The 21,266-nt window shown below is 72.0% G+C and carries 18 protein-coding genes; 10 read left to right on the top strand and 8 right to left on the bottom strand.

Annotated features, from left to right (window positions below):
* Window positions 1–5 precede the first annotated feature (5 nt).
* The 5 genes from OHV05_RS12850 (at window position 6) to OHV05_RS12830 (ending at window position 4,182) form a co-directional block, all read left to right on the top strand.
* Window positions 6–416, top strand: coding sequence for a DUF3017 domain-containing protein (locus tag OHV05_RS12850; protein WP_405017790.1), 411 nt, complete (start codon window positions 6–8; stop codon window positions 414–416).
* Between the two features lie 196 nt (window positions 417–612).
* On the top strand, window positions 613–1,602 hold the full coding sequence (locus tag OHV05_RS12845) for a malate dehydrogenase (protein ID WP_405017789.1): 990 nt from the start codon (window positions 613–615) through the stop codon (window positions 1,600–1,602).
* Window positions 1,603–1,672: 70 nt separating this feature from the next.
* The gene (locus OHV05_RS12840) at window positions 1,673–2,554 is read left to right on the top strand and encodes a hemolysin family protein (RefSeq protein WP_405017788.1); all 882 of its coding nucleotides are present in this window, start codon (window positions 1,673–1,675) and stop codon (window positions 2,552–2,554) included.
* A gap of 30 nt (window positions 2,555–2,584) precedes the next feature.
* Window positions 2,585–3,622, top strand: coding sequence for a tryptophan--tRNA ligase (gene trpS, locus OHV05_RS12835; RefSeq protein WP_405017787.1), 1,038 nt, complete (start codon window positions 2,585–2,587; stop codon window positions 3,620–3,622).
* On the top strand, window positions 3,622–4,182 hold the full coding sequence (locus OHV05_RS12830) for a 2'-5' RNA ligase family protein (RefSeq protein ID WP_405017786.1): 561 nt from the start codon (window positions 3,622–3,624) through the stop codon (window positions 4,180–4,182). Before trpS ends, OHV05_RS12830 begins: the two co-directional genes overlap by 1 nt.
* A gap of 36 nt (window positions 4,183–4,218) precedes the next feature.
* Here OHV05_RS12830 and OHV05_RS12825 read toward each other — a convergent pair whose 3' ends face one another.
* The 3 genes from OHV05_RS12825 to OHV05_RS12815 all read right to left on the bottom strand — a co-directional run bounded on the left by OHV05_RS12825 (window position 4,219) and on the right by OHV05_RS12815 (window position 11,209).
* Complete coding sequence (locus OHV05_RS12825; protein ID WP_405017785.1) at window positions 4,219–6,747, bottom strand: CDP-glycerol glycerophosphotransferase family protein; 2,529 nt, start codon at window positions 6,745–6,747, stop codon at window positions 4,219–4,221.
* 223 nt (window positions 6,748–6,970) lie between these two features.
* Window positions 6,971–10,537 carry a CDP-glycerol glycerophosphotransferase family protein gene (locus tag OHV05_RS12820; RefSeq protein WP_405017784.1) on the bottom strand — a complete coding sequence of 1,189 codons (3,567 nt, stop codon included), beginning with the start codon at window positions 10,535–10,537 and terminating at the stop codon, window positions 6,971–6,973.
* Between the two features lie 120 nt (window positions 10,538–10,657).
* Window positions 10,658–11,209, bottom strand: a complete 552-nt coding sequence (locus OHV05_RS12815) for a class I SAM-dependent methyltransferase (protein ID WP_405017783.1) — start codon at window positions 11,207–11,209, stop codon at window positions 10,658–10,660.
* A 104-nt stretch (window positions 11,210–11,313) separates the two neighbouring features.
* Here OHV05_RS12815 and OHV05_RS12810 point away from each other — a divergent pair, with 104 nt between their 5' ends.
* The 3 genes from OHV05_RS12810 (at window position 11,314) to OHV05_RS12800 (ending at window position 14,579) form a co-directional block, all read left to right on the top strand.
* On the top strand, window positions 11,314–12,330 hold the full coding sequence (locus OHV05_RS12810; RefSeq protein ID WP_405017782.1) for a glycosyltransferase family 2 protein: 1,017 nt from the start codon (window positions 11,314–11,316) through the stop codon (window positions 12,328–12,330).
* 257 nt (window positions 12,331–12,587) lie between these two features.
* The gene (locus OHV05_RS12805; protein ID WP_403036869.1) at window positions 12,588–13,547 is read left to right on the top strand and encodes a class I SAM-dependent methyltransferase; all 960 of its coding nucleotides are present in this window, start codon (window positions 12,588–12,590) and stop codon (window positions 13,545–13,547) included.
* A 90-nt stretch (window positions 13,548–13,637) separates the two neighbouring features.
* Window positions 13,638–14,579, top strand: coding sequence for a YihY/virulence factor BrkB family protein (locus OHV05_RS12800; RefSeq protein ID WP_405017781.1), 942 nt, complete (start codon window positions 13,638–13,640; stop codon window positions 14,577–14,579).
* A gap of 23 nt (window positions 14,580–14,602) precedes the next feature.
* On the opposite strand, the gene OHV05_RS12795 is transcribed toward OHV05_RS12800, so the two are convergent.
* Window positions 14,603–15,778 (bottom strand): D-alanyl-D-alanine carboxypeptidase family protein, encoded by a 1,176-nt coding sequence (locus tag OHV05_RS12795; RefSeq protein WP_405017780.1) that lies wholly within the window; start codon window positions 15,776–15,778, stop codon window positions 14,603–14,605.
* 138 nt (window positions 15,779–15,916) lie between these two features.
* Here OHV05_RS12795 and OHV05_RS12790 point away from each other — a divergent pair, with 138 nt between their 5' ends.
* Both OHV05_RS12790 and OHV05_RS12785 read left to right on the top strand, forming a co-directional pair.
* Window positions 15,917–16,162: an SCO4848 family membrane protein gene (locus OHV05_RS12790; protein ID WP_405017779.1), complete on the top strand. Its 246-nt coding sequence runs from the start codon at window positions 15,917–15,919 to the stop codon at window positions 16,160–16,162.
* Between the two features lie 96 nt (window positions 16,163–16,258).
* Complete coding sequence (locus tag OHV05_RS12785) at window positions 16,259–17,737, top strand: hypothetical protein (protein ID WP_405017778.1); 1,479 nt, start codon at window positions 16,259–16,261, stop codon at window positions 17,735–17,737.
* Window positions 17,738–17,795: 58 nt separating this feature from the next.
* Here the strand turns inward: OHV05_RS12785 and OHV05_RS12780 are convergent, their stop codons facing one another.
* Genes OHV05_RS12780 through sdhC form a run of 4 tightly spaced genes read right to left on the bottom strand, consistent with a single transcriptional unit; the run spans window position 17,796 to window position 21,218 of the window.
* A complete protein-coding gene (locus OHV05_RS12780) occupies window positions 17,796–18,569 on the bottom strand; it encodes a succinate dehydrogenase iron-sulfur subunit (RefSeq protein WP_403040553.1) in 774 nt (257 codons plus the stop codon).
* On the bottom strand, window positions 18,569–20,311 hold the full coding sequence (gene sdhA, locus OHV05_RS12775) for a succinate dehydrogenase flavoprotein subunit (RefSeq protein WP_405017777.1): 1,743 nt from the start codon (window positions 20,309–20,311) through the stop codon (window positions 18,569–18,571). The genes OHV05_RS12780 and sdhA overlap by 1 nt, the downstream gene beginning before the upstream one ends.
* A 28-nt stretch (window positions 20,312–20,339) precedes the next feature.
* The gene (gene sdhD, locus OHV05_RS12770; protein WP_403040555.1) at window positions 20,340–20,831 is read right to left on the bottom strand and encodes a succinate dehydrogenase, hydrophobic membrane anchor protein; all 492 of its coding nucleotides are present in this window, start codon (window positions 20,829–20,831) and stop codon (window positions 20,340–20,342) included.
* A gap of 6 nt (window positions 20,832–20,837) precedes the next feature.
* Window positions 20,838–21,218 (bottom strand): succinate dehydrogenase, cytochrome b556 subunit, encoded by a 381-nt coding sequence (sdhC, locus tag OHV05_RS12765; protein ID WP_405017776.1) that lies wholly within the window; start codon window positions 21,216–21,218, stop codon window positions 20,838–20,840.
* Between the last annotated feature and the right edge of the window lie 48 nt (window positions 21,219–21,266).

Genomic DNA, 21,266 nt, shown 5'->3' with positions numbered 1-21,266 from the left:
CGCCGATGACGGTCAAGGCGGGCCGGTCGCGCCGACGGCCGGTGAAGACCACCGGCACGCTGCCGCCGGAGGGCTCGGCGGCGGCGCTGGACCGCAGCCACCCGCTGCCGGTCCGGCAGTGGCCGATAACGATGGTGCTGGGGCTGGTCGCGGTCGGGCTCGGCATCACCTGGTTCGGCGACTTCAAGTACGGCCTGCTGACCGTCGGCGGAGCGGTGCTGATCGGGGCGGCGCTCCGGCTGGTCATGCCCGAGGTCGGCATGCTGGCGGTGCGCAGCCGCTTCACCGACGTCACGGTGCTGACCTGTCTCGGCGGCACGATCGTGCTGCTCACCCTGATCGCCCAGCCCGATCCGTGGCTCCACCTCTCGGTGCTGGACAACATCGGCGAGTTGATCGGCCAGCAGCGGCGCTGAACCACCGCCCCCGGCCGGCTCCGGCCGACCGGGGGCACGGTCGCCGTTGTGACGAATCAGCCACGGCCGGTGGCCCGCGCGGACGCCGGGCTGCGATAACCTGACGCCGGATCTCTCGACGTCGAGAGATCGTCCTCGGCTCCAGCGCGTCGGGCGCGCGTGGGGCGTGGCTGGCGATCGCTGGAGTAGACAGAAAATGACTCGCACCCCCGTCAACGTCACCGTCACCGGCGCGGCCGGCCAGATCGGCTACGCGCTGCTGTTCCGTATCGCCTCCGGCCACCTGCTCGGCGCGGACGTGCCGGTGAACCTGCGCCTCCTGGAGATCCCGCAGGGTCTCAAGGCCGCCGAGGGCACCGCGATGGAGCTGGACGACTGCGCCTTCCCGCTGCTCCGCGACATCACCATCACCGACAGCCCGGCCACCGCCTTCGACGGTGCCAACGTGGCCCTGCTGGTCGGCGCCCGTCCGCGCACCGCGGGCATGGAGCGCGGCGACCTGCTGCAGGCCAACGGCGGCATCTTCGGCCCGCAGGGCAAGGCCATCAACGACCACGCCGCGGACGACATCAAGGTCCTGGTGGTCGGCAACCCGGCCAACACCAACGCCCTGATCGCCCAGCGCAACGCCCCGGACGTGCCGGCCGAGCGCTTCACCGCGATGACCCGCCTGGACCACAACCGCGCGGTCGCCCAGCTCGCCAAGAAGCTCGGCGTCACCGTCAACGACATCCAGCGGCTCACCATCTGGGGCAACCACTCGGCCACCCAGTACCCGGACATCTTCCACGCGCTGGTCAACGGCAAGAACGCCGCCGAGGCCGTCAACGACGAGCAGTGGCTGGCCGAGACCTTCATCCCGACCGTCGCCAAGCGCGGCGCGGCCATCATCGAGGCCCGTGGCGCCTCCTCGGCCGCCTCGGCCGCGAACGCCGCCATCGACCACGTGCACACCTGGGTGAACGGCACCGCCGAGGGCGACTGGACCTCGATGGGCATCATCTCCGACGGCTCGTACGGCGTCGAGGAGGGCATCATCTCCTCCTTCCCGGTCACCACCAAGGACGGCAAGTTCGAGATCGTCCAGGGCCTGGAGATCTCCGACTTCTCCCGCGCCCGGATCGACGCCTCGGTCGCCGAGCTGGTCGAGGAGCGCGACGCGGTCAAGGAGCTCGGCCTCATCTGAGTCCGGCTCACCCGAACGGCCGGGTCGCCCCGACGGGGGCGGCCCGGCCTTCGCCGTACACTGACCCCCCGTGACCCTCGCCCTGCTCCTGCTGCTGACCGTCGCCGCAGCCGAACTGCTCCGCCCGCTGGGCCGCCTGCTCGGCTACGCCAGGGGGCTCCGCGAGGAGCCGGCGATCAGCTCCGCCGAACTCCGCGGCCTGGTCGCCGCCAGCACCGAGCTCGGCCACGACGAGCGTGAGTTGATCGCCGACGTGTTCTCGGCGGGGGAGCGGCAGCTGCGCGAGGTGATGGTCCCGCGGACCGAGGTCACCTTCCTGGACGCCGACCGCCCGCTGGCCGAGGTCCGGGCCGAGACCAGCCGCTCGCCGCACTCCCGCTACCCCGTGGTGGAGGGCTCCTACGACTCGGTGGCCGGCTTCGTGCACGTCCGCGACCTGTACGGGGCACGCGGCGAGCACGCACTGCGGGTCCGCGAGCTGACCCGGCCGGTGAAGCTGCTGCCCGCCACCAAGCGGGTGCTGGCCGCGATGGGCGAGATGCGCCGGGAGGGCCACCATCTGGCCATCGTGGTGGACGAGTACGGCGGCACCGCCGGCATCGTCACCCTGGAGGACCTGGTCGAGGAGCTGATCGGCGAGATCCGGGACGAGTACGACGCCCTGGACACCACCGCGACCCAGCGGCTGGCCGGCGGCGGCATGGAGCTGGACGGGCTGCTCAACCTGGCCGACTTCGCCGAGGAGACCGGCGTCACGCTCCCCGAAGGGCCGTACGAGACGGTGGCCGGATACCTGGTCAGCGAGCTGGGCAAGCTGCCCAGCACCGGCGACCAGGTGGCCACCGAGGACGGCCTCCGGCTCGCGGTGGCGAAACTGGACGGCCGCCGGATCGAACGGATCCGGGTGAGTGCGGTCACACTGTCGGAACCTCCAGGGGCTGACGTTTCCTGAGCGGTCGGTGAAGCTGGAACAATGGCGTCCATGGTCAACGCAGCGGTCACCGGTCCGACGAAGGACCGTCCCCGGGTGCTCTCCGGCATCCAGCCCACCTCGGGCTCGTTCCACCTCGGCAACTACCTCGGCGCGGTGCGCCAGTGGGTGGACCTGCAGGAGGCCAACGACGCCTTCTACATGGTGGTCGACCTGCACGCGATCACCGTCGAGCAGGACCCGGCCACCCTCCGGGAGAACACCCGGATCTCCGCCGCCCAGCTGCTCGGCGCGGGGCTGGACCCGGAGCGCTGCACCCTCTTCATCCAGTCGCACGTCCCCGAGCACGCCCAGCTCGGCTGGATCATGAACTGCCTCACCGGCTTCGGCGAGGCCGCCCGGATGACCCAGTTCAAGGACAAGTCCGCCAAGCAGGGCAACGACCGCACCTCGGTCGGCCTGTTCACCTACCCGATCCTGCAGATCGCCGACATCCTGCTCTACCAGGCCGACGCCGTCCCGGTCGGCGAGGACCAGCGCCAGCACCTGGAGCTCACCCGCGACCTCGCGGAGCGCTTCAACACCCGCTACGCTCCCACCTTCACCGTCCCGAAGCCGTACATCCTCAAGGAGACGGCCAAGATCCTGGACCTCCAGGACCCGACCGCCAAGATGAGCAAGTCGGCCTCCTCGCCCAAGGGCCTGGTGAACCTGCTGGACGACCCCAAGGTCAGCGCCAAGAAGTTCAAGAGCGCGGTCACCGACACCGGCACCGTGGTCTCCTACGACGAGGAGAACAAGGCCGGCGTCTCCAACCTGCTGCGGATCCACTCCGCGCTCAGCGGGCAGTCGGTCGAGCAGCTGGTCGAGCACTTCGACGGCAAGATGTACGGCGCGCTGAAGACCGAGCTGGCCGAGCTGTTCACCGACTGGGTCGGCCCGTTCCAGCAGCGCACCCAGGGGTACCTGGAGGACCCGGCCGAGCTGGACCGGGTGCTCGGCCTGGGCGCCGAGAAGGCCCGCTCGGTGGCCGCCGAGACGCTGGCCACCGTCTACGACCGCATCGGCTTCCTGCCGCCGAAGCGCTGATGTCGACCGCCGTGCCCGCCCCCGTCGGTGACGGCCTCCCCGAGGCCGTCACCATCGGCGTGTCCATACACGTCCCGGAGCCGTACGGTTCCGCGATCCAGGACGCCCGGGCCGGGCACGGCGACCCGCTCGCCCGTTCGATACCCACCCACGTCACGCTGCTGCCGCCGACCGAGATCCCGGTCGGCCGGCTCGCCGAGGTGGAGGCCCACCTGCGGGCGGTGGCGGCCGGGCACCTCCCGTTCCCGATGCTGCTGCAGGGCAGCGGCACCTTCCGGCCGGTCTCCCCGGTGGTCTTCGTCCGGGTCGAGGAGGGCGCCCAGGAGTGCCGGGCGCTGGAGGCCGACGTCCGCTCCGGCCCGCTGGCCCGCGAGCTGGCCTTCCCGTACCACCCGCACGTCACGGTCGCGCACGGCCTGCCGGAGGCGGTGCTGGACCGGGCGCACCGCGAGGCCCGGGCCTTCCACGCGGCCTTCCGGGTGCCCGGCTTCGTGCTCTCCCGGTTCGGCGCGGACGAGGTCTGGCGACCCTGCCGGAGCTACGCCTTCGGCGCGGCCTGACGGGCGGTCCGGCCTCGGGCGGAACGGCGGGCCCGATCACCCGCCCAGTTCGAGCAGGCGGTCCACCACCCGGGCGGCGGCCCGGCCGTCGTCCAGTCGGCAGTGGGTGGCGCGGAACCTCCGGTAGGCGTCCGCGTGCCGGTCGACCAGCGTGCTGCCGGTGGTCAACGACCGCAGTGCGCCGATCAGTTCGGCCGAGTCGGCGAGCAGCGGCCCGGGCGCCTCGCGCTCGAAGTCGAAGTAGAAGCCGCGCAGGGCGTCCCGGTAGTGCGCCAGGTCGTAGGTGAAGAACAGGATCGGGCGCCCGGTGATGGCGAAGTCGAACATGATCGAGGAGTAGTCGGTCACCAACACGTCGGCGGCCAGCAGGAGTTCCTGCACGTCGGGGTAGTCGCCGACGTCCAGCACGAAGCCGTCGCCCGCGCCCGGCAGCGGTTCGGCCACGTGCGTGTGCGGGCGGACCAGCAGGACGTGGTCCGCGCCGAGCGCGGCCCGGGCGGCGGCCAGGTCGAGCCGCAGGTCGAGCCGGTAGCCGTCGCCGTTGCCCCGCTGCTGGTCCTCCCGCCAGGTCGGGGCGTACAGCACGATCCGCCGGCCGTCGGGGATGCCCAGCCGGCGGCGGACGGCCGAGGCGTCGGCACCGCGCGCCAGCAGGTCGTTCCTGGGGTACCCGGACTCCAGGATCTCGCCGGGGTAGCGGAACGCCCGGCGCAGGATCGGGGTGGCGAAGGCGCTGGGGGAGAGCAGCAGGCTCCACTGCGGGACCTCGCGGTCCAGTGCGGCCAGGTAACCGGCCCTGGCCAGCAGGGGGTTGGTCATGTCGTGGGCGATCCGCTTCAGCAGCGAGCCGTGCCAGGTCTGCAGCACCACCTGGCCCGGCCGGCGGTCGAGGAAATCCGGCAGGTGGGTGTTGCCGACCAGGTAGCGCGAGGTGGCCAGCGCCTCGTACCACTCGGGGCTGTGGCTGCGGACCGGCCGGACCCCGGCGGGCACCACCGCCTGGGCGTCGTCCACCACCCAGAGGTGCTCCAACGGGGCTTCCCGCCGGGCAAGTTCGGCATGGACGGCGCGGGGCGAGTCGGCGTAACCGCGCCCGCCGAACACGTCGTAGAGCACGGTCGGGCGGAGCGGGCGGCGCCGGGCGGCGGGGTAGTCGACGGTGCGCAGCCGCCGTTGCGCGTACCGGCTGCGCTCGGCGGGCGCCAGCACGGGGGTGGAGTCGAGGATCAGGGTGTTGTGCCAGCGGCTCTGCAGCACGGCCTGCTTGGCGCCGCCGGCCACCACCCCGGCGGTGGCCCCGAGGCCCACCGCGCACGGGAGTTGGGCCAGTGCGCGCTGGCTGAGCAGCAGTGGCTGTTCGTCCTCGGCGCGGCCCGCCGGGCGCAGCCACAGCTCCCAGACGCCGCGCCGGAGCGGGCGGCGGCCCAGGTCGGCGCCGGCCGAGATGGCGGGCACGGTCAGCTCGGTCAGCGGGCCGCGCTCGGCCGGGTGCCGGATCTCACGGGTGCCGTTGCAGTGCCGGAGCACCAGCTCCAGTGGCCCCTCGCCGGGCAGCGCGGCGTGCGTGGTGAGCCGGAAGCCGTCCCGCTCCGGGGCGATCCGGTCGACCAGGACGGCGCCCGGTTGGGCGCAGAACTGCGGGTAGCCGTCCCCGAGTTGACGGACCAGCAGGGCGCCACCGGCCGGCCTGGGCAGCACCAGGCCGCCGGGCCAGGGGCGGTCGTCGAGCACCGGCCGTTCGGTGGAGCCGTCCGGCCGGAGCAGCTCGCCGTGCCAGTACCAGGTCATGGCCGCCGGATCGTGGTCGGCGGACGCCTCGAACGTCTCGAACGCCTGGAACGGCAGCCGGACGGTGAAGTCCCGGCCGGTGCCGGCCACCGGGTGCCGGCTCTCGGCGCCGGTCCGCCAGTCCCGCAGCCGGAACACCGTTCCCGGCGGCAGGTCGTGGGCCCAGCCGGTGAGTTCGAGGCCGCCGTCCACCGGGCGGAGGCCGGTGAGCCGGCTCCACACCCGGTGCACCTTGAGCCGCAGCCGGTGGTCGGCGAAGTACGGCAGCACCCGGACGTTCTCGGCCACCCAGTGCGCGGGCGGGTACTCGCCCGAGCCGCACCAGTGCGGCCGGAGCGGGCCGTGCTCGCGCCGTACGCCGGTCAGCCGGAGGGTGCGCAGCAGCCCGGCCCTGACCTCCCAGTCGGCGTCCGGCCAGCCGCCGTCGGTGCGCAGCCGCTCGGGGTCGATCGTGACGGTGAAGGCGGCCCAGTCGTGGTTGTGGTCGCTCTGCCCGCTGTCCTCGGTCACCTCGGGCAGCCGGATCGGCCGGGTCCGGAACCGGATCGGCGGCCGGCCGGGGCGGGCGAGTTCCAGCACCGTGAAGGAGCTCCGGACCTTGCCGCTGCCCCGGTCGTCCCGGCGGACGAAGCCGGTCAGCTCCAGCCCGCCGTCGGTCCACCGGGCGGAGCGCAGCCCGAGCGTGAGGGGGGTGAGCGGCGCGGCGGTGGGCCGGGCGGCCACCGGTGCCGGCCCCCGGGGGGACGGCAGGACGAGACGGGAACGGGTGGTGCGCATCGCGGACGGCTTCCTGGGCGGCGGCCGGCGGCAGGACGGCCGACAGTCCGGCCGGCCGCCGCGGATCGACGGTGCCGACCCTGACACGGACGGTGAGCGCCATGACATACCCGGCGGACCCGCGGGTCAACCGATCCGGTACGGAAGCCCCCGGGAACGACCCGATCGGGGGGCCGGAACCGAACCGGCGTCCGGGTGAGCCCGGACGCCGGTTCGGTTCCGGTCAGCCGAGCAGCGCGTCGACCACCCGGACGGCGGCCTGGCCGTCGTCCAGGTCGCAGTACTTCTGCCGGAAGGCGGCGTACGCGTCGGCGTGCCGGGCGGCCACCGCGTCGACCGCGCCGAGCGCCTCGACCAGCTCGGCCGAGGTCGACAGCAGCGGGCCCGGCGCGTCCGCCTCGAAGTCGAGGCTGAAGCCGCGCAGGTTGTCCCGGTAGTGCTCCAGGTCGTACGTGAAGAACAGGATCGGCTTGCCGGTGTTCGCGAAGTCGAAGGCGGCCGAGGAGTAGTCGGTCACCAGCACGTCCGCGACCAGCAGCAGGTCCGCCATGTCGGGGTAGGTGCCGACGTCCCAGACGTAGCCGTTGCCGGCGTCCGGGACCTGACCGCACATCAGCTCGTGGGCCCGGACCAGCAGGACCTGGTCGTCGCCCAGCGCGGCCCTGGCGGCCGCGAGGTCGAGCCGCAGGTCGAGCTGGTAGCCGTCCTGCGGACGGCGCCGGTCCTCCCGGAAGGTCGGCGCGTACAGCACCACCTTCTTGCCCTCCGGCAGGCCGAGCCGCTCGCGGACCTGCTCGGCGGTCTTCTCCCGGTCGGCGGCGAGCAGCACGTCGTTGCGCGGGGAGCCGGACTCCAGGATCCGGCCCTGGTACTTGAAGGCCCGCCGCAGCACACCGGTGGAGAAGGTGTTGCCGGAGACCAGCAGGCTCCACTGGGCGACCTCGTGGTCGAGCAGTTTGAGGTACTCGGAGTCGGTGAACCAGATCTTCTCGAAGTCGTGGCCGATCCGCTTGAGCGGGGTGCCGTTCCAGGTCTGCAGGACCACCTGGCCGGGCCGGCGGACGAAGAACTCGGGCAGGTGGGTGCTGGTCACCACGTACTTGGCGGTGGCCAGCAGCTCGTACCACTCGGGGCTCCACAGCCGGACCGGCTCGACGCTCTGCGGCAGGTCCGCCTGCATGTCCTCGCTGGTCCAGGCGTGCCGGAGCGGGGCGCCGCGGCGGACCAGCTCCTCGTGCACGGCCCGCGGCGAGCCCGCGTACCCGCCGCCCACCGCCGTGTTGTTGAGCACCGTGGTGTGGTAGAGCACCATGTCGGTGAGCGGCGCGCGCTGGGCCTCGGCGAAGCCGTTCCGCAGCAGGCGCTGACGGTAGCCGCTGCGCTCCTCCGGCAGCAGGTCGGAGTGCGACTCCAGCGAGAGGCTGTCGAAGACGCGGCGCTCCAACACCACCCGGCGCCCGCGGGCCTCGACCTCCAGCGGCAGTTGGCGGTGGCAGGAGGAGGCGAGCAGCGCGCTCGGCCAGAGGCTGCCCGGCTCGGCGCCGACCGGACGGAACTCCACGTCCCAGGTGCCCCGGTGCAGCGGGACCTGCCCGGCGAACGAGGCGGTCGGCACGGCGGGCAGCGCGGCGCGGAACCGGCCGTCGGCGATCTCGACCGGGTAGCGGTGCTCCTCCTCCCGCCACTTGTGCCGGATCACCAGCTCGTAGCGGTGGTTGCCCGGCAGCGGGAAGCTGCCGCTGAGCAGGAAGCCCTCGGTGTCCTTGGCCCGGGCGATGTCGTCCACCACCGGCTGCAGCACCTGGTCGGTGAACTGCAGGTACCCGCTCGGCGAGGGCTTGGAGAAGAGGGCCCGGGTGCTGTTCAGGATCGGCAGGTCGAGCTGCTCGGGAGCCCGGCGGTCGTCTATCACCACCGGCACCGTGGAGCCGTCGGCGAGCCGCAGCTCGGTGGCCCAACGGTCCCGCAGCCGCTCCTCGGCGGCCGGGTCCAGCGCGTCCCAGGCCTCCCGGACGGCGGTCAGCTCGGCGATCGGGAAGCTCGCGGTGAACGGCAGGTCGCGGCCGCTCGGGGTGCCGAGCTCGACCGGGTACAGCAGGTCGCGGTCGGACTCGGTGTGCACCATCCGCAGCTGCACCCCGGCCAGGTCGGCGCCGGAGCCGACCCGCCCGGTGACGGTGACCTCGCCGCCCCGCTCGGTGACGGTCAGGGCGCGCGCCCGGACCCGCTCCACCCGCAGGTGGACGTGGTTCTCCTTCAGCCAGGGCACGATCCGGACGTCGTCCTCGACCCACTGCACGGGCGGGTACTCGGCGTTGTCGCTCCAGCCGCCCGAGATCCGGCCCTTGTAGACGCCGCCCTTGCCGATGCCCGCGATCAGCACCCGCCAGGAGCCGTCCCGCCACTCGCCCCGGTGCTTGAGCCGCTTGGGGTCGATGACGGCGGAGAAGCCCGCCCAGTCGCAGTTGTACAGGTCGTGCGGCGAGGAGGCGGTGGCCTCCGGGTTGTACATGGCCTTGGTCTGCACGGCCAGCACCCGGCGGCCCTTGGCCTCCCTGAGCACCAGCACCTTGACCATGTCGTGCCGGTTCTCCGCGCCCAGGTGCTCGGGGAAGGCGTGCCCGGTGATCTTGAGCTTGCCGTCCTCCCAGGCCGTGTCGTAGAGCCGGCTGCGCATCACCAGCGCGTTGTCCAACCGCAGCACGTCGGCGGGCACGCTCTTCCGGCCGCCGCGCAGGAAGGGGTAGTCGGCGTACGGGCGGAGCAGGCCTCGGGCCGGGGCGGCGCCGTTGCTGTCCTTCTCGAACGCCATCTGGTCGACGAACTCGGACATCCGGTTCTGCAGCGTCAGGTGGTACTTGAGCCGCAGCGGCGCGCGCAGCTTGCGGACCTGCTCGGGGCCGATCGCCCGGAGCAGCCGGCTGACGTTGACCTGGTAGGCCTCCCGGTAGTCCTGGTCGCCCTCCAGGACGGACCAGAAGAACATCGGGATCTCCTCGACGAGGTTGTTCTCGTCGTAGGAGCGCAGGTACTCCTTGAACTCCGGCTCAGGGCGGCCCAGCAGCCAGGCCCGGACCAGCTCCATCGACTTGACCCGGTCGATCAACCCCTTGGGGTTGGTGCGCATCTGAGTGATCGACATCTCGCCGACCTCGCGCTCGCGCCAGTGGTAGATCGGCTCGGAGAGCACGTCCACGCTCTTCGCCAGGTAGTGGTGCGGCACGCTGACCGGGGCGTCCTCGTACAGGATGCCCTCGGGGTAGAGCACGCCGGCCGCGTCGAAGAACGAGCGGCGGTAGACCTTGTTCCACGCCGTCCGGTCGGTGACCAGGCTGGGCAGCTCGCGCACGTGGGTCTTCAGCCTGGTCTCGGCGAACGGCTTGCGGTGCCCGCCGGACGGGTAGTACCCGACCGCGCGGAAGCGCAGCACGTTGCCGGTGACGAAGTCCGAGCCGGTCTCCTCCAGCGTGCCGATCATCAGCTCGTAGGCGCTCGGCGGCAGGGTGTCGTCACTGTCGACGAAGTTCAGGAACTCGCTGTCCGGCGAGATGTGCCGGTAGCCGGTGTTGCGGGCCGCGCCGAGGCCCTTGTTCACCTGCTTGACGAGGCGGAAGCGCGGGTCCTTGGCGGCGTACGCCTCGGCGATCGCCGCGCTGCCGTCCTTGGAACCGTCGTCGACCATCACACATTCCAGGTCACCGAAGGTCTGGGCGGCGATCGAGTCCAGACACTCCTCGAGGTAGCGCTCGACGTTGTAGATCGGGACGACGACGGAGAGGCGGGGGGCCATCGGCTGCGCGGGCCTTTCATCGGGGACTTGCGACCAGCTGTGCCCGGCCCCTGCGGACCCGGCACAGGTCTCCCGCGATTCTACCGTCCGGTTCGTCCTCTTCCGTGGCACCGTGACCCGTCAGGGGACGATGCCGACCAGGACGTACTCGTTGTACTTGACGAGCCGGCCGGCCGGCTCGGGCAGCGGGTGCGAGTAGCCGCGCCCGATCCGCAGGCCGGCCAGCTCGGCGAGCTCGCGCAGGGCGGGCAGGTCGACGAACCGGACGTGGGTCGGGTCCGCGCGGTACCCGGCGGGCTGAGGGGTGATCAGGACGACCCGGCCGCCGGGGCGGACGGCCGGCAGGTAGCGCCCGAGCAGGTGCCGGCCGCCCGCCGGGTCCAGGTGCGCCAGCACGTGGGAGACCAGCAGGCTGTCGAAGGCACCGGGCCGGCCGAGCTCGGGGTCGGCCTCGAACTCGGCCGTGGTGTACGCCGCCAGGCCGTGCGCGCGGGCGGTCAGGACCGCCCGCGCGTCGTGGTCCACGCCGACGCTGCCCGGCCCGCAGTTCCGCAGGTGCCGGCCGACGCCGCACCCGACGTCCAGGGTCCGGCCGAGCCGCAGCCGGTGGAGGTGCCGGGCCCGGAGGGGCAGCAGCCGCCCGAGGTCGGACCGGGTGGGGGCGTCGGGCATGACAGCGCCTCTCGGGAGTGCTCCGGGTGCTCCGCGGATCCGATGGTACGGCGGGAGCTCCCGCCGGGCCGGTAACCCGCCCCGCGCCCCCTAGGATGTGCCAAATGCCCCGCTTCAGCGTGATCGTCCCGGTGTACCAGGTCGAGGAGTACCTGACCGAGTGCCTCGACTCGGTGCTCGGCCAGTCCTGTCCGGACTTCGAGTTGATCGCGGTTGACGACCGGTCACCCGACGGCTGCGGCGCCCTGTTGGACCGGGCGGCCGCCCGCGACGAGCGGATCCGGGTGCTGCACCTGGCCGCCAACGTCGGTCTCGGCCGGGCCAGGAACGCCGGGCTGGAGGTCGCCACCGGCGACTACGTGATCTTCCTGGACAGCGACGACACGCTGACCCCCGGCCTGCTCCAGGCCGTCGCGGAGCGGCTGAAGGCCACCGCCGACCCGGACCTGCTGGTCTACGACTACGCCCGCAGCCACTGGGACGGCCGGGTGGTCCGCTCCGCCTCCGCCCCGGTCTTCGCCCGCCCCGGCCCCGAGGTCTTCGACCTGGACGGCCGCCCCGACCTGCTCGACCTGCTGATGGTGGTCTGGAACAAGGCCTACCGCCGGGGCTATCTGGCCGACCAGGGCCTGACCTTCCCGGCCGGGTACTACGAGGACACCCCCTGGACCTTCCCGGCCCTGCTGGCCGCCGGCCGGATCACCCTGCTCGACCTGGTCGGCGTGCACTACCGCCAGCGGCGCGAGGGCGGCAACATCCTGGCCACCGCGACCCGCAGGCACTTCGACGTCTTCGACCAGTACGACCGGGTCTTCGCCTTCCTGGACGGCCGTCCCGACCTGGACCGCTGGCGCCCGGTGATCTACGGCCGGATGCTGGACCACCTCGACACGGTGGTCTCCAGGCCCGGCCGGATCCCGCCGGGCGACCGCCGGGAGTACTTCCGCCGGGCCGCCGGGCACTGCGCCCGGCTCCGCCCGGCCGGCCACCGGCGGGCCCCGGGGGTCGCGGGCCTGCGGGCCGAACTGCTCAGCCGTGGACGGTTTCTGACGTACCAGGGGCTCCGCGTGGCGGCCCGTGGCCGGACCGCGCTCGGCAGGCTCACCCGGGCGCGTGGGTAGCGCTCCGACCGGTCCGCGATCACGGGCTGCCGGAGCCCTTCAACGGCGGGCGCGGGTGCGGTAGTGTCGCGCGCACCTAAGGGACAGCGTGCCGTGACGGCAGGCCGCCGGACGGGTGAATCCGCACCTGGCGGGTGAGTGCGGTCAACCGGCCGTACCGAAGCTCACCCAGGAGTGGTGGTCACCCGGACGGCACCGGGTCGTTGCTCCGGTTGGGCCGTCCGTGGCGGTCGGCCGTGCAGCTGTGAGGAGTACCGATGACCGGAAGCACCGCGACCAGCGACAGCCCCAGAATCGTCGAACCGGCGGTGCTGGGTGACGTTCCGGGCTGGTTCTGGGACCTGGACCGGCACGCTTTCGAGTGGTTCCTGGACCGTCAGGAGCAGGCCGGCGTCGGCGGCGACCTGATGGAGCTCGGTGCCTACCTCGGCCGCAGCGCGATCGTGATGGGCCGCCACCTCCAGTCCGGCGAGCGGTTCACGGTCTGCGACCTGTTCGACTCGGAGGCTCCGGACGACGAGAACTCGGCCGAGATGACCATGTCGTACCGCAAGACGCTCACCCGCGAGGCGTTCGAGGTCAACTACCTGGCCTTCCACGACCGGCTGCCCGAGCTGATCCAGGCCCCCACCTCGGTGCTGGCCGACGGCCGGATCCCGGCGGGCAGCTGTCGGTTCGTCCACGTGGACGCCTCGCACCTGTACGAGCACGTGGCCGGGGACATCAAGGTCGCCCGGGCCGCGCTGGCCGAGGACGGCGTGCTGGTGCTGGACGACTACCGCTCCGCCCACACCCCGGGCGTGGCCGCCGCGACCTGGGAGGCGGTGTTCAACCTGGGGCTGCGGCCGATCCTGCTGACCGAGTGCAAGTTCTACGGCACCTGGGGCGACCCGGCTCCCGCACAGGAGGCCCTGCTGGCCAGCTCCGGCGGCACCTCCGGCGTCTGGGTGGTGACCGACACCATCGCCGGGCAGCGGGTGCTCCGCCTCGACGGTCAGCCCGACCGGATCGCCGACTTCCCGGTCTCCCGGCACCACGACCGGCTCGCCAAGGAGGCCGCGTCCCGGAAGGGACGGGCCGCCGCCGAGGACCTCGCGGGCCGCCGGGCGAAGGCCGCCGCCGCCCGTAAGCCGGCCGCGGTGGCCAAGCGGATGGCCGCCGACCTGCTCCCGCCGGTGGTCACCTCAGCCGTCCGCCGGGCCCGTCGTTCGAAGTGAGCCGCCACCGGGTCGGAGCGTTGCCGCTCCGGCCCGGCTCCGGGCCGGTATACAGGACCGGACGTTCCGGACCCGACCGGCAAGGTGACCGTGGAATTCCTGACCAAGCTCCCGGTGATCGGCCCGATCGCCACCCGACTGCTGCGCAGCCGACCCTGGCTGGTGTACGCCCACTTCACCGAGGTGCAGGGCAACCGGCTGGCCGGGGCGGTCACCTTCTTCGCCTTCCTGGCGCTCTTCCCGCTGCTCACGGTGGCGCTGGCGATCGCGGTGGCCACCCTCTCGGACAGCCGGGTGGACAAGCTCCAGCAGGACATCGCCGACCAGCTGCCCGGCCTCTCGGACTCGCTCGACCTGCCCTCGCTGGTCGCCAACGCGGGCACGGTCGGACTGATCAGCGGCGTGCTGCTGCTGATCTCCGGGCTCGGCTGGGTGGCCACCATGCGCGGCTCGATCCGGGAAATATGGCGGCTGCCCACCGACCCGGGCAACCCGATCCTCGGCAAGCTCTGGGACTGCGCGGTGCTGCTCGGCCTCGGCCTGGTCTCGGCGGTCTCGCTGGGTGCCTCGGCGCTGGCCACCACGCTGGCCCGACGGGCGGCCGAGTGGCTCGAACTGGACGGCGTGGGCTGGCTGTTGAGCGTGGTCGGGTTCCTGATCGCGGTCGCCGCCGACCTGGTGCTGTTCGCCTACCTGCTCGGTCCGTTCCCCCGGATCACCGAGGAGCAGCACCGCCGGGCGCTGTTCCAGGGCGCCCTGATCGGTGCGATCGGTTTCGAGCTGCTCAAGCTGCTGCTCTCCTCCTACCTCGGCTCGGTCGCGGGCAAGAGCCTGTACGGGGCCTTCGGCGTGCCGGTCGCGCTGCTGCTCTGGATCAACTTCGTCTGCCGGCTGCTGCTGTTCTGCGCCTCCTGGACCGCGCTGGCCGACCCGGCCGCCGCCCGGGCCAGGACCAGGGCGCAGGCCGACGCCCTGCTGGCGAGTGCGGCGGAACCGACCGCTGACGGCGGTGCCACGGCGGCCGCCCACTGACGCCGGGTCACGCTGACGCCGGGTCAGCGCGCGGACCGGCGTCTGACCCAGTGTGCGGCGCCGACCACGGCGGCCAGGCAGAGCCCGGCGGCCAGCCAGCCCGGCCAGCCGATCCCCCCGGGGGCGGGCGTCGCGGCCTGCTGCGACCGCTCCACCGGTGCGGCCTGCGGCGGTTCGGCGGCCGTGGTCGGGCCGGAGCCGGTGCCGGCACCCGCTGCGCCCGGAGCGGGCGGCGGGTCGGCCAGCCGGCCGACCGGGGTGACCTTCCCGGCCGCCGCGAACCCCCAGTCCAGCAGGGCCGCCGTCTCGTCGTAGACCTGCTGGTACCCGGCGGGTCGCATCACCGTCACCAGCAGCGTGCGGCCACCGCGTTCGGCCGCGCCGGTGAAGGTGGCCCCGGCGTTGGTGGTGTAGCCGTTCTTCACCCCGATCAACCCCTGGTACTTGCCCAGCAGCCGGTCGGTGTTGGCGATGCCGAAGCTGCCGCGCTGCCCGGTGGTCTTGTCCACCAGGCCCGGGAACTGCGCGTCCCTGGTGCCGCAGTAGACCCGGAAGTCCGGGTTGCGCAGGCCGGACCGGGCGAACAGCGTCAGGTCGTACGCCGAGGAGAGCTGCCCGTCCGTGTCGTACCCGTCCGGGGTCACCACCTTGGTGTCCAACGCCCCCAACGCCTGGGCCCTGGCCTGCATCTGGGCCACCGTCTCGGCGATCCCGCCGTTCATGTGCGCCAGCACCCGGACCGCGTCGTTGCCCGAGCTGAGGAACACCCCGCGCCAGAGGTCGTCCACCCGGTAGTCCAGGTTCTCCTTGATCCCGACCATGCTGCTGCCGAGCCCCATCCCCGCCAGCTCGGCGTCGGTCACCCGGTGCACGGTGCTCTTGTCGAACTTCGGCAGCACGGTGTCGGCGAACAGCATCTTCAGCGTGCTGGCGGGCGGCAGCCGCAGGTGCGCGTTGTTGGCGGCCAGCACCTCCCCGCTGCCTGCGTCCGCGACCAGCCAGGACTGACCGGTCAGCCCGGCGGGCAGCGGCGGCGCCCCGGCCGACGGCGCCAGCTGCACCCCCGGCTGCCCCAGCCGCTCGCCGCCCACCACGGACGCGCCGGGTGGCGGCTCCTGCCAGGGGGCCCCGGCGGAGCAGAGCGAGACGGCCGCGGCCAGCGCGGCGCACCGGTACACGAAGTGACGGAGTGTGGGCACCCAGGGACCGTACCCGGGCGCCCCGCCGCCCGCCCGCCGCGCCGCCATCGTCGCCCGAACGAGTGCCGCCCGTTGGGCCGCCCGGCCCACTCCGCATACTGGACCGGACAGTTCCGCCCCCGCCCGCTAGGACCCGCCATGAAGCTCGGCCGCCGCACCTCCTGGTTCCTCACCGCCTTCGGCGTCTGGTCCGTGATCATCTGGACCACCTTCCTGAAGAACCTCTGGAAGGACTCCGGCGGCCAGGCCTTCGTCGACGGCGACCACGGCCGGCCCACCGCCTTCTTCTGGGTCCACCTGCTGCTCGCCGTCACCTCGCTCCTGCTCGGCCTGGCGGTCGGCGGCATCGGCGTCCGCAGCCTGCGCACCCTGCGCCGCCCCTGAGAAATGCCGTTGCCCCCACCCGGCGGCCCTGCCAGGATCCCCGCCGGGGGGCGTGCACGACGCACCCCGTTTCCTCTCCAGGAGTGGGTCATCCAGATGTATCCCGCACGGCTGCTGACCGCCGCCGCCACCGTCGCGCTCGCGGCCGGTCTGCTGTCCGCCCCCGCCGCGTCTGCGGCCCCGCACGACCAGGTCACCGCCGCCTGCACGGCGGACTGGCTGGGCAGCACGACCCCGGTCCTGACCGGCACCACCTCGGGTACGGGCGCCCGGTTCGGTCTCTGGGACGAGACCGCCGGCGTGAAGCTGGTGGACCGTCAGGTCGGGGCTCAGGCCGGGCAGCTCTCGGTCACCCCGGAGCCGCTGACGGACGGGCACCGCTACAGCTGGCGGTTCTGGCCGCAGGGCGGCGGACAGCCCACCGCCAAGTGCGGATTCGGGGTGGACGTCACCGCACCGGTCGCGGTGGTCGGCTCCACCGACTTCCCGGCCGAGGGCGTCAACAAGTTCGCGGGCCAGAAGGGTGTCTTCACCTTCCGCGCCACCGAGACCGGCTCCGGGGTGGTGTGCTACCGGTACGTGCTGGACGGCACGCTCGGGGTCGGGAGCGGCTGCGAGGGAGCGGTGCCGGCGGCCGCCGACGGCACCGCGACGGTCACACTCAGGCCGCGCGACTGGGGCACCCACGTACTCCAGGTCCAGGCCGTGGACCGGGCGGGCAACGTGACCGGGCCCACCAGCTACACCTTCTACGCCCCCTGGAACGCCAACGCCCCCAAGGCGTACGGCGACGTGGACGCCGACGGCGTCCCCGACATCGTGCTGACCGACCGGGCGGGCAACCTCCAGGTGATCAGCGCGGACGCCACCGGTACCGAGCCGAGTGCCGTCTTCCCGGCCCAGGCCGCGCCGGGCGGTACGGGCAGCTGGGACGGTCTGGAGATCGCCCACGGCGGCTGGTCCCGGAACACGAACCCGGTGGACGACGTACTGGTCCGCCGACCGGGCTCGGCCGGTGGCTACTACCTCTACCGGGGTGGCCTCGACCCTGCCCGGATGTCGCCGATCTACGACTACCTGCCGGAGGCCGAGGGGCTTGACTGGTCCCGGGCAGGGCAGCTGGTGTCGATCGGTTCGGGCTCCCGCTCGGCTCCGGAAGGCCTGCAGCAGCTCACCCTGGTCGACGGGGACCTCTGGGTGGCCGCCATCGAGGGCTGGTGGGGGGAGACCACCCGGGTCACCACCGCCGGTAACTGGGGCGGATACCAGCTGATCGGTCCGGGCCCCGACGCGGCCGGCAACCTCACCGTCTGGGCTCGGGAGAAGGCGACCGGCACGCTGCGGGCGTACGCCGTCCCGCGCGACGCGGCCGGAGCGTACGACTTCTCCGCCCTCGCCGACCCGGCGGCCGGCACCGTGCTGGGCAGCTTCCCGGTCGAGCAGTACCCGACCCTGGGCAGCTCCGGTGACCTGGACGGTGACGGGGCGTCGGACCTCTACGCCGTCACCGCCGGCCGGCACCTGCTCACCTTCACCGGGGTGACCAACCCGAAGGACCGCGGTCTGCTGAAGTAAGGCCGACGACCGAGGGCCCGTCCGGATCTCCGGACGGGCCCTCGGCGTGTGGCGACGACTAGAAGCGGCGGGTCACCAGGGCCCGCTTCACTTCCTGGATCGCCTTGGTGACCTCGATGCCACGCGGGCAGGCCTCGGAGCAGTTGAAGGTGGTGCGGCAACGCCACACGCCCTCACGGTCGTTCAGGATCTCCAGGCGCTGCTCGGCACCCTCGTCGCGCGAGTCGAAGATGAAGCGGTGCGCGTTGACGATGGCGGCCGGGCCGAAGTACTGGCCGTCGTTCCAGAACACCGGGCAGGACGAGGTGCACGCGGCGCACAGGATGCACTTGGTGGTGTCGTCGAACCGCTCGCGGTCCTCGGCGGTCTGCAGGCGCTCGCGGGTCGGCTCGTTCCCGTTGGTGATCAGGAACGGCATGACGTCCTTGTACGCCTGGAAGAACGGGTCCATGTCCACGATCAGGTCCTTGAGGACCGCGAGGCCCTTGATGGCCTCGATCGTGATCGGCTGCTCCGGGTTGACGTCCTTGATCAGGGTCTTGCACGCCAGCCGGTTGCGGCCGTTGATCCGCATCGCGTCGGAGCCGCAGATGCCGTGCGCACAGGACCGACGGTACGTCAGCGTGCCGTCCTGCTCCCACTTGACCTTGTTGAGGGCGTCCAGGACGCGCTCCTTCGGGTCCATCTCCAGCTGGTAGTCGACCCACACCGGGTCCGGCAGCTCCTCCGGGTTGAACCGGCGGATCCTGAGGGTCACGGTGATCAGCTTGACGCCACCGGCCTCGGCCGCGTCCAGAGCGGCCGAGTGCTTCTCCACGGTCGGAGTGCTCATCAGTACTTACGCTCCATCGGCTGGTAGCGGGTCGTGACGACCGGCTTGTAGTCGAGGCGGATCGAGGTGGTGCCGTCCGCGGCGACCTCCTGGTACGCCATGGTGTGCTGCATGAACTTCACGTCGTCACGGGTCGGGAAGTCCTCGCGGTAGTGACCGCCGCGCGACTCCTCGCGGGCGAGCGCGGAGACGGCCAGTACCTCGGCCAGGTCGAGCAGGTTGCCCAGCTCGACGGCCTCCAGCAGGTCCGTGTTGTAGCGCTGGCCCTTGTCCTGGATCGCGACGTGCTTGTACCGCTCGCGCAGGCCGGCGATGTCGGCCACGGCCTGCTTGAGGGTCTCGCCGGTGCGGTAGACCATGGCGTTGGTGTCCATGGACTCCTGCAGCTCCTTGCGGATCTGCGCGACCGACTCGGTGCCCTCGGAGTCACGGAGGCCCTCGATGATCGAGATGACCTTCTCGGCCGGGTTCTCGGGGAGCTCGGTGAAGTCGACGGTCCCCGCGTAGTCGGCGGCGGCGATACCGGCCCGCTTGCCGAACACGTTGATGTCGAGCAGCGAGTTGGTGCCCAGGCGGTTGGCGCCGTGCACCGAGACGCAGGCCACCTCGCCGGCCGCGTAGAGGCCGGGCACCACGTCGGTGTTGTTGCGCAGCACCTCGCCCTCGACGTTGGTCGGGATGCCGCCCATCGCGTAGTGCGCGGTGGGCTGGATCGGGATCGGGTCCGTGTAGGGCTCGATGCCGAGGTAGGTCCGGGCGAACTCGGTGATGTCCGGGAGCTTGGCGTCCAGCTGCTCCGGCGGAAGGTGCGTCAGGTCCAGGTAGACGTGGTCGCCGTCCGGACCGCAGCCGCGGCCCTCGCGGATCTCGGTGTAGATCGCGCGGGAGCAGACGTCACGGGACGCGAGGTCCTTCATGACCGGGGCGTAGCGCTCCATGAAGCGCTCGCCGTCCTTGTTGCGGAGGATGCCGCCCTCGCCGCGGGCGCCCTCGGTGAGCAGGATGCCCATCCGCCAGATGCCCGTCGGGTGGAACTGGAAGAACTCCATGTCCTCCAGCGGCAGGCCGCGCCGGTAGACCAGCGCCTGGCCGTCACCGGTCAGGGTGTGCGCGTTGGAGGTCACCTTGAAGAACTTGCCGGTGCCGCCGGAGGCGAAGACCACCGACTTGGCCTGGAAGACGTGGATCTCGCCGGTGGCCAGCTCGTAGGCGACGACGCCCGCGGTCTTGCCGTCGTTGATCAGCAGGTCCAGGACGTAGAACTCGTTGAAGAACTCGACGCCGTGCTTGACGCAGTTCTGGAACAGCGTCTGCAGGATCATGTGACCGGTGCGGTCGGCCGCGTAGCAGGAGCGGCGGACCGCCGCCTCGCCGTGGTTGCGGGTGTGGCCGCCGAAGCGGCGCTGGTCGATCCGGCCCTGCTCGGTCCGGGAGAACGGGAGGCCCATCTTCTCCAGGTCGAGGACGGCGTCGATCGCCTCCTTGCACATGATCTCGGCGGCGTCCTGGTCGACCAGGTAGTCACCACCCTTGATCGTGTCGAAGGTGTGCCACTCCCAGTTGTCCTCCTCGACGTTGGCGAGGGCGGCGCACATGCCGCCCTGGGCCGCGCCGGTGTGGGAGCGGGTGGGGTACAGCTTGGTCAGCACCGCGGTGCGGCTGCGCTGGGTCGACTCGATGGCCGCGCGCATGCCCGCGCCACCGGCGCCGACGATGACGGTGTCGTACTTGTGAATCTGCATGGGGTCTACGTCGCCTCTGGCTGGCCGATTAGATGTTCGGGTCGAAGGTGAAGATCACCAGGGTGCCGAGCAGGACCGTGAACACGGTCGCGGCGCCCATCAGGGTCTTCAGCCACAGCCTGGTGGAGTCCTTCTCCGCGTAGTCGTTGATGACCGTGCGCATGCCGTTGCTGCCGTGCAGCATGGCGAGCCACAGCATCAGCAGGTCCCAGCCCTGCCAGAACGGCGAGGCCCAGCGACCCGCCACGAAGGCGAAGTTGATCTTCGACACGCCACCGTCGAGCACCAGCATGATCAGCAGGTGACCGAGGATCAGCACGACCAGCAGGACACCCGACAGGCGCATGAACAGCCAGGCGAGCATCTCGAAGTTGGTGCGGGTACGCCGAGGGGTCTTCTTGGTACGCGCACGGGGGGGCTCGACGACGAAGGCGTCGGCGGGGTTCCCGGTGCCCAGGCCCTGGCCCGTGTGGGCCTGGAGCGAGGGGACCACCAGGGTCTCGTTGGCGTCAGTAGCCATCGCGGATCAGCCCCCGAACCAGGTACGCAGCGTGTGCTGGAGGATGTGGTAGAACGACGCCGCCAGCAGGACGACCCAGACACCCATGACGGTCCAGAGCATCTGCTTCTGGAGCTTCGGGCCCTTGGACCAGAAGTCCACCGCGATGACCCGGAGGCCGTTCAGGGCGTGGAACAGGATGGCGGCGGTGAGGCCGTACTCCATCAGGTTCACCAGCGGTGTCTTGTACGTCGCGATGACGGTGTCGTACGACTCGGGGGACACCCGCACGAGTGCGGTGTCGAGAACATGGGCGAACAGGAAGAAGAAAATGAGGACGCCGGTGACTCGATGAGCCACCCAACTCCACATGCCTTCCCGGCCGCGGTACAGCGTTCCAGCCGGCACGGAAAACCCTCCGGAAGCGGATTGGGGGCTCGGCCGGCTTCGGTGTCG

It is taken from the genome of Kitasatospora sp. NBC_00070 (assembly GCF_045041205.1).
GTDB lineage: Bacteria > Actinomycetota > Actinomycetes > Streptomycetales > Streptomycetaceae > Kitasatospora.
Note: the sequence above shows the minus strand (reverse complement) of the source record. Positions and strands in the feature narration are given on the sequence as shown.

Excerpts from the sequence above, each read along its gene's own strand:
- OHV05_RS12850 (WP_405017790.1), top strand. The coding sequence starts at position 6 with ATGACGGTCAAGGCGGGCCGGTCGCGCCGACGGCCGGTGAAGACCACC.
- OHV05_RS12845 (WP_405017789.1), top strand. The coding sequence starts at position 613 with ATGACTCGCACCCCCGTCAACGTCACCGTCACCGGCGCGGCCGGCCAG.
- trpS (WP_405017787.1), top strand. The coding sequence starts at position 2,585 with ATGGTCAACGCAGCGGTCACCGGTCCGACGAAGGACCGTCCCCGGGTG.
- OHV05_RS12830 (WP_405017786.1), top strand. The coding sequence starts at position 3,622 with ATGTCGACCGCCGTGCCCGCCCCCGTCGGTGACGGCCTCCCCGAGGCC.
- OHV05_RS12825 (WP_405017785.1), bottom strand. The coding sequence starts at position 6,747 with ATGCGCACCACCCGTTCCCGTCTCGTCCTGCCGTCCCCCCGGGGGCCG.
- OHV05_RS12820 (WP_405017784.1), bottom strand. The coding sequence starts at position 10,537 with ATGGCCCCCCGCCTCTCCGTCGTCGTCCCGATCTACAACGTCGAGCGC.
- OHV05_RS12815 (WP_405017783.1), bottom strand. The coding sequence starts at position 11,209 with ATGCCCGACGCCCCCACCCGGTCCGACCTCGGGCGGCTGCTGCCCCTC.
- OHV05_RS12810 (WP_405017782.1), top strand. The coding sequence starts at position 11,314 with ATGCCCCGCTTCAGCGTGATCGTCCCGGTGTACCAGGTCGAGGAGTAC.
- OHV05_RS12805 (WP_403036869.1), top strand. The coding sequence starts at position 12,588 with ATGACCGGAAGCACCGCGACCAGCGACAGCCCCAGAATCGTCGAACCG.
- OHV05_RS12790 (WP_405017779.1), top strand. The coding sequence starts at position 15,917 with ATGAAGCTCGGCCGCCGCACCTCCTGGTTCCTCACCGCCTTCGGCGTC.
- OHV05_RS12785 (WP_405017778.1), top strand. The coding sequence starts at position 16,259 with ATGTATCCCGCACGGCTGCTGACCGCCGCCGCCACCGTCGCGCTCGCG.
- OHV05_RS12780 (WP_403040553.1), bottom strand. The coding sequence starts at position 18,569 with ATGAGCACTCCGACCGTGGAGAAGCACTCGGCCGCTCTGGACGCGGCC.
- sdhA (WP_405017777.1), bottom strand. The coding sequence starts at position 20,311 with ATGCAGATTCACAAGTACGACACCGTCATCGTCGGCGCCGGTGGCGCG.
- sdhD (WP_403040555.1), bottom strand. The coding sequence starts at position 20,831 with ATGGCTACTGACGCCAACGAGACCCTGGTGGTCCCCTCGCTCCAGGCC.